Below are 11554 nucleotides of genomic sequence, written 5' to 3' on the forward strand. Positions count from 1 at the left end.
GAATGGTGCAGCAAAACAGTTGACCCTTAGACGGGAAACCCAAACATCAAATCTTGGGCAGGCTAGCCCCCATTAAAACTGTTCTAGACCGAGAAACCGGGTGGAACTATTATCAGTCAGGGTGGTGCAATTGATGTAGTTGATTCGAGCCCCAAACACAACAATTCGACAAGAACCCGTAGTGTTTGTAATCACTCTTAAAGTCTCAGAAGAATCAAAGCTCCGCACTCGAGTATTCAAGGTAAAACTGCTGGCATTATTTGGTTCATCCGTCCGGCGCGATACGACCCCTCGATACTGAATACGCGCTGGAGACCGATTTTGTGTACCAGTAGCGCCTTGAAACTGGCTCATTTCTAGCCCAAAGTTTTCACCATCCAGGGTTAACGAGACTTCGGCATTTTGCCCTCTGGAAAAAACTGCCCCCTGAGCGACTCCCCGACCCTGAAAACGTTCACCACTCAGATTGGTCAGGTTGTTTTGAGCGAATGCCTGGGGGACATAAAATAAAGCGATCGCCGCGATACAGCTGATGAAGCCAATCAGTAATTTCTGCTGTTTGAGCATTGTGCCTCACAGAAAAGTTGAGAATTTTTGTCTGGCAAAGGCATGGGGATTCAATGAAGTGAGGACAGCCTTCACGGCTATCCCAAAGCAGAAAAGATGCCTGGCCGACAAAGCTTAGATTTTATGAAAACCTGATGCTTGTAGACCACTCCGACCATCCAATCAGGGGGGGCAAAGACCAGAGTTTGCTCGGGTCACAAAGCCGATCATTAACGGCAAGTTCCCCGTCCCCACTGCCCGTCGTAGCCGACAGATACTTGGTCACCGGGTTGCGCGGCCCTAGTCGATAAATGCACCAAGGTAACGCTAGCGGCCTCGTTGACGGAACCTCGCCAAATCGACTGACCACTGGCATTTTCGGTGTCATAACTCAAAAATGCTTCGGCTATTTGATTACCGCTAGAACGTCGCCGAAACTCGATGCGGGAGAACCCAGCCTCGCGGGTAAAAAAGACCGTGAAGTCAACGTCATTCACCCCAATTGAACCGGGACAAGTCATTTGCAAACTATCTTGATTCGGTTCCTGGGCAATTAAGCTAGCTGCAAACGTTTGCGGGGCTGAAACTGCGTGACTTGGGCTGAGGCCAAGGGGGCTAAAAATCAGGGCAAGGGGCAGACCCAAAAGAATGCGGTACATCATCTTCCTCAATCTTGAATGCGGGGTAAAACATCCTGAAGTGTGTAACTGGTGGAAGCTACAAAATCGAGTGATACCGGAGCGCGATCGCGCCCATCAATGACGATATTGGTAGTAAGAGTACATTACGCAAATGAACAATCGATGGCCCCGCATTTCGCACTCAGTCATTATTTCTCGGGTAGAGTGTCGCACCCCTTTATCGGTAAGCCATTGAAGCCACTATTCAAAAATTGCAAACTTTTATTCCGCCGGACAAAGGGTGCCTAGCGGTTGAGCGTCTGAGAGGGTGACTCACCAAATAGCTGTTTATAGTCTCTGGAAAAGTGGCCCATGCTGTAAAAGCCCCAGGTACTAGCGACCTCTTTGACCTGCAAGCTCTTGGGCTCGGCACTGAGCAAGATCCGTCGAATCTCGTGGAGCCGTAATACTTTGAGAAAGGCCATCGGCCCCATGCCAAACATGTCTTGAAAGCCATAGTGGAGCGATCGCTTGCTGGCATGGACCGCTTGACAAATGTCTGCCAAGGTCAGCGGGCGTTGCAAGTTCATGGCCATAAACTCTCGGGCGACCTTGACGATGTCCGCACGGGGGTACAGTCGCAGAGAGTCCTCGCTCTCCCTGGGTTTCAGCGCATTAATCAGCAGCGGCAGCAAATCTTGCTCAATCAGTTTGGCATCCAGGTATGCGTTCACCAGTTCTGGTTGCTGCTGACTGTGCCAAAAGAGCTGTCGCAGATAGCAGACCAGAGGGGCAAACCGGGTGCCCTCTGGCACCACGACATTGCGCTTCATAAACGCCTCGTCGAGATCATCGCGTCCTGCTTGGGCGACATAGTTTTCAAACAGCGACTTTGACACGCCGATGCATCCCAGGTTGACCCCATGGGGATCGCTGATGTGGTTGACTTCGCGATGCGCATCAAACCCAAAAATACAGTCAGTCGTGAGGGACGTGTCACAAGAATAGGCAGCCTGAGGGAAGGAGACCAGGGGAAAGGCAAATAACCAACGGCTCGTGGGTTTTGCCCCCATCACCTGCACAGCTTGCTGAGTTCGGAGTTGGTAAATTTGCAGATCCCTCTGCTCAAGGAATGTCAGCATTCCTTGAAAGGGGCCTCGAGTCAGCTGAGTACAACTGACTTCCCAACCTTTGAGGGTCTCGCCCATGCGGTCAATATCTTTGAAGGAGGCGTGTTTGACCAGGGCGATGCCATCAGATCTGGTTTTATCAGCACTTTCTGCCGGATTGTTACTCATAACATCATGTCTCTATGGCCATTTTGGGTGTTTGATGCATACCGATCTTGGCGGACTCACTTTGAGCCGGTGAAAGTGACTGAGGATTGCTCTATTAGCTTGTCCCAGCGATTGATGGCCTGAGGTTATTGCTGGTGGGCATCGCTTAGGAATGAGACTTTAATCCAGTGTGGGCAGCCGTCTCGGCTGTCCCAGAGCCAGACCAGATACCGGCCCGACAAGACTTGGAAGGTTATCTAAGCCTGATGCCTGAGTGCCCCTATGGCAGCGGTGTCGCCCCGCAATCAATCATGCGAAATGTCGCCGCCGTGGTGTAATCACGCAGCGCTGATGTATCGGGGCGGAACGCGTTACCCCGCTCATTGAGGGGCGTTGCCACATTGCAGTAAGCCGACATTTGGGCGATGGTCGCTTCATTCCAGTGGCCGCTAATGTCAGAAAAGTCGAAGACTTCACCCGTGGGGGTGAGTTCGGGGGCTCGCACCCCTTCCGTCCCCAGCTGCACTTTTTGCTCAGCGGCGCGGCGCAACATTGACATCAGTTCCGCTCGGGTGATGGTGTCAGCAGGCCGAAACTGTCCGTTTTGATCGCCCGTCACAATGCCCAGATTTTTCAGTGCATTAATCCTCGCGGCACTCCAGCGGTCTGCCGCCACGTCTGGGAAGGGGGCGGTAGAGACGGTCTCTGGCAACGTGAAGCCCACTGTTTGCAAGGCTTCGGCCACAATGACTACGGCTTCTTCGCGGGTCACTGGCCGGGTGGGTGCAAACGTGCCATCGGCTCCACCTGACACCAACCCCAGGTTGAAAGCAGCGGTGATTTCGGCGGCGTAGATATTCCTGGCAATGTCGGGGAACGGAAAATCAGTCTCAGGCAGGGGATCGGGAGTGGGGTTGGGGCCAACCGCGATGCTGTCGCTTTCTAACAAGGACGCGAGGGAGGCGTCGTTGGTGTAGTAAAAGTGGCTGAGACGACTGTCCTCAAACACTCGTTGCGTGATGCGCCAGCCGGGCTCCAACTGAATTTCTAAAAAGTCATTCGGGGTGATGCCGCCCGTACGCCCAATCACCAGCGATCGCCCGCGTAAGGGCCGACCCACGAGCAGTAATTCGCCCTCTCTTTCCACAATGTCTAAGGAATATTGATTGCGCAGATTTTCGCCATCCACGCGAATAGAAAACAGATTGGAAGAGAAACCGGCACTACAACCACTGTTCGTTTGCCAGAGCGGGTCAACAATGCCGGGATTGCTGCCACTCACGGTAAAACAGGTGGCCCCAGGCTGAGTCTCCCGCACCAGCCAGAGCTTGTAAGGAATCAGACTGCCAGAGGGAATCGCCACTGAAATCACCGTGTCTTGATCCAGTTCGGCGGTCGAAAAGTCTGTGGCCGTAGCCGCTGCCACCCCCACTGTGCTGATCGTGGCAGCGATCGCAAATGGCATCAAGTTCGGAATAAATTTTAGTTTCATCAGATGGACTCTATAAGTGTGTTGTGATGTCAGGCGAAACTCAATCATCAATAGTTCACTGCCCTGGCAAATGGCCATTAAATATTGATTAACGTTCACGGTCGAGAAAACGTACTGGATTGATCAGAATTTGCACAATTTGAATAGCGTCCGCCAATGTCCCAATAGACATAGCTTTGCGCATCGGCTGTGCCCGTTTACAACCGCGCGGCAAGTGGCGAGCCTCTCAAAACTGTCTGCACTTGGCCTTATGCTTTGGGACAAACAGTCAATGTCAAAGCGTTTGACCGTTTTAGATATTTGATTGGGGACAAAACAATGTTTAAAACATTTACCCAACAAATCGAACGGCTGCACCAAACCCGTACAATCTGGCTGAATCTATTGACAACGGAGATTTTTTCCATGAGCAATCCGAGATTCTGGGGCTGCCCCAGCGTGATTGCCCATCCCCTGTTGCGCCAGTTGATGCGCCGCTGTGTGGCGGTCTTGCTGGTGGTTGGGATGGCTTTGTCCCCCATGAATTGGCTGGGACAATCGCGCAACACGGCTCTGGCCGCGACCTATTCGTCCTACGGTCAAGCCCAAGCGGCTGCCGCCACCACTTCTGAGAAGCCCAATATCGTCGTGATTTGGGGCGACGATGTCGGCCAAAGTGATGTGAGTGCCTATACCAAGGGGTTAATGGGTTTCCGGACTCCCAACATCGATCGCGTGGCCGATGAAGGGATGATCTTCACCGACTACTACGCGGAACAGAGCTGTACCGCAGGCCGTTCTGCTTTCATTACCGGGCAGAGCGTGTTTCGCACGGGTCTGAGCAAAGTCGGCTTGCCGGGCGCCGATCTAGGGTTGCGGGCAGAAGATCCCACCATTGCCGAACTGTTGAAAGAGCAGGGCTACGCCACGGCGCAGTTTGGAAAAAACCACTTGGGCGACAAGGACGAGTTTTTGCCGACTAACCACGGCTTCGACGAGTTTTACGGCAACCTCTATCACCTGAATGCGGAAGAGGAACCGGAACTCCCCGACTATCCTGACCCGGATGAGTTTCCCAATTTTGCCAAACAGTTTGGCCCCCGGGGCGTCATTCATAGCTTTGCCGATGGCCGCATTGAAGACACTGGACCGCTGACCAAAAAGCGCATGGAAACGATTGACGATGACATTGCCGATCGCTCTGTTGAGTATGTGAAAAAGCAGGCGGCGACGGGTGAGCCGTTCTTCATGTGGACGAACTTTACTCACATGCACTTCCGCACTCACACCAAGCCCGAAAGTTTGGGCCAAGCGGGGCGCTGGCAGTCGCCTTATCACGACACCATGATCGACCACGACAAAAACGTGGGTCAGGTATTGGATGCCATTGACGCAGCGGGCATTGCCGACAACACCATCGTCATCTACAGCACCGACAACGGCCCCCATATGAACACCTGGCCCGATGCGGCGATGACGCCCTTTCGCGGTGAAAAGGATACGGGTTGGGAAGGTGCGTTCCGGGTGCCCTTTATGGTGCGCTGGCCGGGGCATATCGAAGCGGGTAGGGTGACCAACGACTTTATGTCTCATTTGGACTGGATGCCGACTTTCTTGGCGGCGGCTGGGGTGCCAGATGTTAAAGAGAAGCTGCTGTCAGGCTACAAGGCTAACGGCAAACGCTTTAAGGTGCATCTGGATGGCTACAACTGGTTGCCGTACCTGACGGGGGAAACCACTGAAGCGCCCCGGGACGAGTATTTCTACTTTTCCGATGATGGTGACCTGTTGGCGATGCGCTATGACAACTGGAAGGTGCATTTTGCTCAACAGCGGACCGATGGCACCCTGGCGTTATGGGGTGAGCCGTTTGTGGCGACGCGGATTCCTTGGCTATATAACCTCCGTACCGATCCCTACGAAAAGGCCACTATTACCTCTAATACTTATTGGGATTGGTACCTGGATCACGTGTATTTGCTGCTACCTGCCCAGAAATTTGTGGCGCAGTTCTTGGGAACGTTCAAAGACTATCCGCCCCGCCAAAAAGCGGCTAGCTTCACCATTGATGAAGCGCTAGAGCAATTGCAAAAATCGCCGAGCAGCTAGTCTTAGCTGAACGCTGGACTGGACTGCCAGCGAGGCTGATGGTCGACGATCGCCCTCCTACCAATTGCAGGAGGGCGATCGCGATTCTTCTCCGTTGATGTCCCGTCTAATTTTGGGACGGGACAAACCCTGACCACAGCGATCGCCACACCTGCACAACATTTTTTGACCTAACTTTAGGAGACTTGCCATGATGAAACGACGAGCGGCCCGCAATGGTGGCCTGCTGCAAGGGGGCAATCTGGGGGCCACCCCGCAAGCGGATGGGGGAACTGGCAGCGATCGCCGGGCGGCCTTGCAAAACTTGCAGCAGGCAGCAGAACAGCGCATCGGTACGCGCTTCAAAATGCGGGAACGGTTGTTTAGCTTTGGCGATGACTTTTTCATCACCAACGAACGGAATGAAAAAGTGGTCAAAGTCGATGGCAAGCTGCTGCGGGTGCGGCAAACCCTGATTTTTGAAGACATGCAGGGCCGCGAGCTGTACACCATCAAGGCCAAACTGATCGATATCCGCGAAACGATGGTGATCAAGCGGCCCAATGGCGATCGCGCCGCCGTTGTTCACAATGCCCTGATCACCCCCCTCCGCGATCGCTGGAAAATCGACATTCCCGGCGGAGACGATCTCGTGGCTCGGGGCAACATTTTGCAGCATGAATACACCATTTGCCGCAAGGGCGAACGACGGCCAATCGCGGTGATCTCAAAGAAATGGTTCCGCCTGCGCGACACCTACGGCGTGGAGTTGGAGAGTGCCTTTGACGCGCCTTTGATCTTGGCCATCACCGTCACGATTGACCTGATGGCCCATCCCTAAGGCGGGTTTCATCGCTTCACGATCTCGCGTCATTGTCGTTTCAAAATTGCTCTACAAGCATTGAGATTTATGCATATTGGACCTTTGCAACTCGCCGCGATCGCCTTTGAGAATCCCATCTTTAAAGGCGAAATTTTAGCGGAACTGGATGCCGTTCGGGGGCGGGGCGTCATTCGCTTGATTGACTTACTGTTCATTTATCGCGAAGCCTCGGGCGACGTCACCGTCATGACCGATACCGATGTGGAAGCGGAAGACCTGGCCGCCTATGGCGATGTGCTCAGTGTGCTGCTGGGGTTGGGCGACAGCAGTGCTGCCGAGATGAATGGCACATCGGTGGATGATGGCTATGGCCTCTCACTGGAAGAAATTCGCGGCGTGGTGGATCAGATGCCGCCCGATACCGCTTTGGCGCTGGTGCTGTTTGAACATCGCTGGGCCGGGGGCTTGGCGCAGGCGATCCGAGAGGCCGGGGGCCATCTACTCGCGCAGGGCATTCTCACCCGAGAAGCCGTCCTCGTCGTGGGAAGCGAACTGGCGGCGATCGCCGAAGCCGAAGCCGTCATCGCCACCACCGAAGCCATTAAAGGGGCGGCAGTGCTCGATGCCCTGGCCTTTACCGAAGCAGCGGCAGAAGCCGAAGCCCTGATGGCGGACGAGATGGTGACCTCTGCCATTGCGGCGGAAACCCTGCGCACCTTGATGGCAGTGGGCGTGGTGGACGACACGGAAATCGAAACGGCCATCCTGTCTCTGGTCGAGGGCGGGTTGCTCTCCCCCGACTTGGTGGCCGATGCGTTGGAACAGGCCGATGCGGCGCTGGCGGCGATCGCGGAAACCCAGGCCGCCCAGCAGCAAGCCGAATCCTAGCGGTCTGCGAGTGGAAGAGGATGGGGTTGGGTTGCCAGATGCGCTGCCAACTCAACCGGGGTGCTCAAACAGGTTCAACCGACCGGTATCGCTGATGTCTTGTTGAGTTTTTGAGGTTAACGGATGTTCTCTCGGATTTGGAAATTCACTCTCGCCTGGGTGGCGATCGCCGCGATCGTGCTGCAAGCCACCGTGCCCCCCGCTCTGGCCCTCCCTGCGGCCCCAGCAACCCTGGCTGCCGCCACCCAACTGCCCCAGCCCGACCCTAAATTCACGGGCAAGATCGGCGACACCTACAAAGATTCTGTCCCCAGCTATCCCCCGCCGATCAAAGCTCCGGCAGACTCGCCCAATGTGCTGCTGATTTTGCTGGATGATGTCGGCTTTGGCATGACCTCCACCTTTGGCGGTCCCGTACCCACCCCCAATCTGGACAAGCTGGCCCAAAACGGGATTTCCTACACCCGCTTCCACACCACCGCCCTGTGCAGCCCCACGCGGGGAACCCTGCTGACCGGACGCAACCACCACAGCATCGGCACCGGGGTGATTACCGAGATGGGCACGGGCTACCCCGGCTACACGGGCATCATCCCCAAGAGCACTGCCCTGGTGTCGGAAACCCTGAAGGACAACGGCTACGCCACCGCTATGTTCGGCAAATGGCACAACACGCCAGAACAGGATATCAGCCCCGCTGGCCCCTTCGATCGCTGGCCCACGGGCCTCGGCTTCGACTATTTCTACGGCTTCAACCAGGGGGAAGCCCACCAGTATTACCCCACGCTCTATCGCAATACGGTGAACGTCGATCCGCCTGCCACCCCGGAAGAGGGCTACCACTTCACGGCAGACATGACCGATGAGGCGATCGCCTGGACTCGCAACGTCCGCGCCGCTAACTCCGACAAGCCCTGGTTTGTCTACTTCAGCACTGGGGCGGTTCATGCGCCGCACCATGTTCCTCCCGAGTGGCGCGAAAAGTTCAAGGGCCAGTTCGACTATGGCTGGGATAAACAGCGAGAACTTACCCACGCCAAACAACTAGAGCTGGGCGTCATTCCCGCCGGGACGCAACTCACCCCCCGCCCCGCAGAAATCCCTGCCTGGGACAGTCTCTCGGCTGACGAGAAGACGGTCTACACCACTCTGATGGAAAATTACGCGGCCTACATGGCCCATACCGACTACCATGTGGGTCGCCTGATCGATTCCCTGGCAGCGTCCGGCGAACTGGACAATACCCTGGTGCTCTACATCATTGGCGACAATGGCGCGAGTGCCGAGGGTGGTCTGGAAGGCACCTTCAGCGAACTGGCGAGTTTGCTGGGGATTCAGCTCGGCCTGGACAGCACCATTAACCGTCTCGATGAAATCGGTGGCCCCACTAGCGAACCCCACGTTCCCGTCGGTTGGGCCTGGGCGATGGATGCCCCCTTCCAGTGGACGAAGCAGGTGGCCAGCCACTTTGGCGGCACCCGCAACCCGATGGTGGTGCACTGGCCCAACGGCATTCAGTCCAAAGGCGAGGTGCGCACTCAGTTCCACCATGTGATTGACGTGGTGCCGACCATTCTGGAAGCGGCCCACATTGCGGCCCCCAAGGAAGTCAACGGCATTACCCAAAAGCCCATCGAAGGGGTGAGCATGGCCTACTCCTTTGACGATGCCAGCGCGCCCGATCGCCGCACCACCCAGTATTTTGAGATGTTCACCAACCGGGCCATCTACGACAACGGCTGGACGGCGGTAAGCCGCTTCGGCTTGCCCTGGGATGCCAGCAGCCGCTATGGCGATTTTGAAGATTCCCCCTGGGAGCTGTATCACATCGAGGAGGATTTCAGTCAGGCCCAGGATCTGGCGGCAGAAAACCCCGCCAAGCTGAAGCAGTTGCAGGCCAAGTTCCTGCAGGAGGCGAAAAAGTACGACGTTCTGCCCCTCGACCCCCGCTTTGCCGAGCGCCTCGACCCCAAACTGCGGATGGGCGGCGAACCGCCGACGAGCTGGACCTACTACGGCAACAATGTCTGGCTCCCCGAACCCGTCGGTCCCCAGCTCTTCCCCCGAGGCCACACCATTACCGCTCAGGTCGAGGTGCCCAAAGGCGGTGCGGAGGGCGTAATTACCTGCGCGGGTGCCTTCTCGGCGGGCTGGTCGCTGTTCGTGAAGGATGGCAAGCCCAACTTCCGCTACACGGTGTTTGATATTGGCGATGTCACCATCCCTGGCACGGTGAAACTCCCGGAAGGAGCAGTCACCCTCAAAACCGAGTTCATCCCCGATGGCGTTCCGGAAGGCGCTGGCACGTTGAAGCTGTACGTCAACGATCAGCCAGCCGGAGAAGGCAAGCTGACCCGCACCCTCTTCCGTCATGGCCTGGAACCCTTTGAAGTGGGACGCGACTCGATTACGGCGATCGCTCCCGAATACCAGGATCAGGGCAAGTTCGAGTTCACGGGTCAGATCGAGCAGGTGGCCTTTGCACTGAAGTAAGCAGTTGGACTATAAACCCAGGCAATACCGTACAGCCCTTTCAACCTCTAACAGCTTGCTGTCCGATAACCGTCCTGCTGGCTGTTGCGGAAAACGGTTGGCGTCAAGAGAGCGAATCTGAAAACACAAGAAAACGGTTTCTAGCGGTAAGCCACTCTCACCGGACGAAACCCGCACATTAGTTGGATAATCGCGCTGAATATTGCTGCCTTTAGTGCCTACGACAACCGTAACAACCAGTGGCAAACGATTAATTGCATCGGCAGACAGTACCAGTACCGGACGTTTACCTGCCTGCTCACGCCCCTTGACCGGATTCAGATCAACAAAGTAAATTTGCCCTCGCTGAATGCTCATGAATTATTCAAACCATCCATTTCGGCCACCCTGAATTCATCATCAATGTGGGCGATTTCTGCTTGAATATCGGGATCTGCTGCCATGTCCGCCAGTGCGTTATCCCAGTTTTCTTCTAGCTCAATAGGATGAGGAGTCCGCAGAAGCTGAGCAATGCGTTCTAGCAGCCAGAGCTTTTCACTGAATGAGAGGGTTGAAATCGTTTGCTCAAGGGCCTGGAGCGTCTCAGACATAGCTTGACTCATTCCTGAGAAAGACATTGGGCATCTACTTTATCTTAGGCTGCCCCAATGGTTTTCCAAGAACATCCCGAGCTTGGCTTATCCCTGTGTTTGCAATCCCTGCCGAAAAGCTTTTGCTGCTGCTAAAGGATTCGGGTTTTGCAGGCAGCTTGTCAGCAACTCCAGATCCAGATCAGGCAACACTTCGCTTTGCTGAATGGCTTCATAGCCAGCAGTCTCAGCAAACTGGTCAGGATTTTCCTCCCGCTGGTGGTACAGAGAAAGGCGATTCTTCTGCCAGAACCAGACCTCCCGCACCCCTAGCCGACGGTACAGCTCCAAGCGATTGATGCTGCCACTGGTGACGATAACCTCGATCGCCAGATCGGGAAACTCCTTATCGGTGCCGATGCAGTAGCTTTCATCCGGTTCACCCCCCGCCTTTTTTTCAGGCTTTTTCAGAGTGGTAGAACCCATCGGGAAATACTCCGTATCAGTTTCCAGGAAATAAATCAGCAACAAATCACCGATGCGAGTCTTGCCACTTTCATGATTGCGACTGGGAGCCAAGATTTCCAAAACCCCATCTAGAAAATGCACTCGATAAGCGGACGAATCCCCCAAATCTGCCAGCAGGGCTTCGTACTGCGCCCACGACACCCGGCTCAACACCCGTCGTTCTTCCGGGTCGTCCAGGGTGATTCGATTAGCCAAATCATTCAGGAGAACCATCGCCCACCATCCCATCTGCTTTCGACCATTCTAAGACC

Annotated in this window: 11 protein-coding genes; 4 read left to right on the plus strand and 7 right to left on the minus strand. The window is 55.3% G+C overall.

Translation table 11 applies throughout. The annotated features are described in order from the left end of the window. Nucleotides 1–72 precede the first annotated feature (72 nt). From DYY88_RS18530 to DYY88_RS18545, 4 genes are all read right to left on the minus strand, one after another. Nucleotides 73–567: a hypothetical protein gene (locus tag DYY88_RS18530; RefSeq protein WP_039728886.1), complete on the minus strand. Its 495-nt coding sequence runs from the start codon at nt 565–567 to the stop codon at nt 73–75. Nucleotides 568–776: 209 nt separating this feature from the next. Further along, nucleotides 777–1208, minus strand: coding sequence for a hypothetical protein (locus DYY88_RS18535; protein WP_152624703.1), 432 nt, complete (start codon nt 1206–1208; stop codon nt 777–779). Between the two features lie 263 nt (nt 1209–1471). Beyond that, nucleotides 1472–2464, minus strand: coding sequence for a helix-turn-helix domain-containing protein (locus DYY88_RS18540; protein WP_052288635.1), 993 nt, complete (start codon nt 2462–2464; stop codon nt 1472–1474). A gap of 259 nt (nt 2465–2723) precedes the next feature. Continuing rightward, a complete protein-coding gene (locus DYY88_RS18545; protein WP_160299607.1) occupies nt 2724–3935 on the minus strand; it encodes a DUF3747 domain-containing protein in 1212 nt (403 codons plus the stop codon). 405 nt (nt 3936–4340) lie between these two features. Here DYY88_RS18545 and DYY88_RS18550 point away from each other — a divergent pair, with 405 nt between their 5' ends. The 4 genes from DYY88_RS18550 to DYY88_RS18565 all read left to right on the plus strand — a co-directional run bounded on the left by DYY88_RS18550 (nt 4341) and on the right by DYY88_RS18565 (nt 10206). Then, nucleotides 4341–6023, plus strand: a complete 1683-nt coding sequence (locus tag DYY88_RS18550; RefSeq protein ID WP_044151725.1) for an arylsulfatase — start codon at nt 4341–4343, stop codon at nt 6021–6023. A gap of 190 nt (nt 6024–6213) precedes the next feature. Further along, nucleotides 6214–6843 carry an LURP-one-related/scramblase family protein gene (locus tag DYY88_RS18555; protein ID WP_201279076.1) on the plus strand — a complete coding sequence of 210 codons (630 nt, stop codon included), beginning with the start codon at nt 6214–6216 and terminating at the stop codon, nt 6841–6843. Nucleotides 6844–6912: 69 nt separating this feature from the next. Continuing rightward, complete coding sequence (locus DYY88_RS18560) at nt 6913–7713, plus strand: hypothetical protein (protein ID WP_052288633.1); 801 nt, start codon at nt 6913–6915, stop codon at nt 7711–7713. A 123-nt stretch (nt 7714–7836) separates the two neighbouring features. After that, complete coding sequence (locus DYY88_RS18565; RefSeq protein WP_084607163.1) at nt 7837–10206, plus strand: arylsulfatase; 2370 nt, start codon at nt 7837–7839, stop codon at nt 10204–10206. 9 nt (nt 10207–10215) lie between these two features. On the opposite strand, the gene DYY88_RS18570 is transcribed toward DYY88_RS18565, so the two are convergent. From DYY88_RS18570 to DYY88_RS18580, 3 genes are all read right to left on the minus strand, one after another. Beyond that, on the minus strand, nt 10216–10563 hold the full coding sequence (locus DYY88_RS18570; protein ID WP_039728885.1) for a type II toxin-antitoxin system PemK/MazF family toxin: 348 nt from the start codon (nt 10561–10563) through the stop codon (nt 10216–10218). Then, a complete protein-coding gene (locus DYY88_RS18575) occupies nt 10560–10796 on the minus strand; it encodes a hypothetical protein (RefSeq protein ID WP_039728883.1) in 237 nt (78 codons plus the stop codon). Before DYY88_RS18575 ends, DYY88_RS18570 begins: the two co-directional genes overlap by 4 nt. Before the next feature lie 87 nt (nt 10797–10883). Further along, nucleotides 10884–11516 (minus strand): Uma2 family endonuclease, encoded by a 633-nt coding sequence (locus tag DYY88_RS18580; RefSeq protein WP_039728881.1) that lies wholly within the window; start codon nt 11514–11516, stop codon nt 10884–10886. Between the last annotated feature and the right edge of the window lie 38 nt (nt 11517–11554).

It is taken from the genome of Leptolyngbya iicbica LK, from assembly GCF_004212215.1.
Classification (GTDB): Bacteria; Cyanobacteriota; Cyanobacteriia; order Phormidesmidales; family Phormidesmidaceae; genus Halomicronema; species Halomicronema iicbica.

What these genes read in the sequence shown, in the direction of transcription:
- DYY88_RS18555 (WP_201279076.1), top strand. Translation starts at nt 6,214, where the DNA reads ATGATGAAACGACGAGCGGCCCGCAATGGTGGCCTGCTGCAAGGGGGC.
- DYY88_RS18580 (WP_039728881.1), bottom strand. Translation starts at nt 11,516, where the DNA reads ATGGTTCTCCTGAATGATTTGGCTAATCGAATCACCCTGGACGACCCG.
- DYY88_RS18575 (WP_039728883.1), bottom strand. Translation starts at nt 10,796, where the DNA reads ATGTCTGAGACGCTCCAGGCCCTTGAGCAAACGATTTCAACCCTCTCA.
- DYY88_RS18535 (WP_152624703.1), bottom strand. Translation starts at nt 1,208, where the DNA reads ATGATGTACCGCATTCTTTTGGGTCTGCCCCTTGCCCTGATTTTTAGC.
- DYY88_RS18545 (WP_160299607.1), bottom strand. Translation starts at nt 3,935, where the DNA reads ATGAAACTAAAATTTATTCCGAACTTGATGCCATTTGCGATCGCTGCC.
- DYY88_RS18565 (WP_084607163.1), top strand. Translation starts at nt 7,837, where the DNA reads ATGTTCTCTCGGATTTGGAAATTCACTCTCGCCTGGGTGGCGATCGCC.
- DYY88_RS18530 (WP_039728886.1), bottom strand. Translation starts at nt 567, where the DNA reads ATGCTCAAACAGCAGAAATTACTGATTGGCTTCATCAGCTGTATCGCG.
- DYY88_RS18570 (WP_039728885.1), bottom strand. Translation starts at nt 10,563, where the DNA reads ATGAGCATTCAGCGAGGGCAAATTTACTTTGTTGATCTGAATCCGGTC.
- DYY88_RS18560 (WP_052288633.1), top strand. Translation starts at nt 6,913, where the DNA reads ATGCATATTGGACCTTTGCAACTCGCCGCGATCGCCTTTGAGAATCCC.
- DYY88_RS18550 (WP_044151725.1), top strand. Translation starts at nt 4,341, where the DNA reads ATGAGCAATCCGAGATTCTGGGGCTGCCCCAGCGTGATTGCCCATCCC.
- DYY88_RS18540 (WP_052288635.1), bottom strand. Translation starts at nt 2,464, where the DNA reads ATGAGTAACAATCCGGCAGAAAGTGCTGATAAAACCAGATCTGATGGC.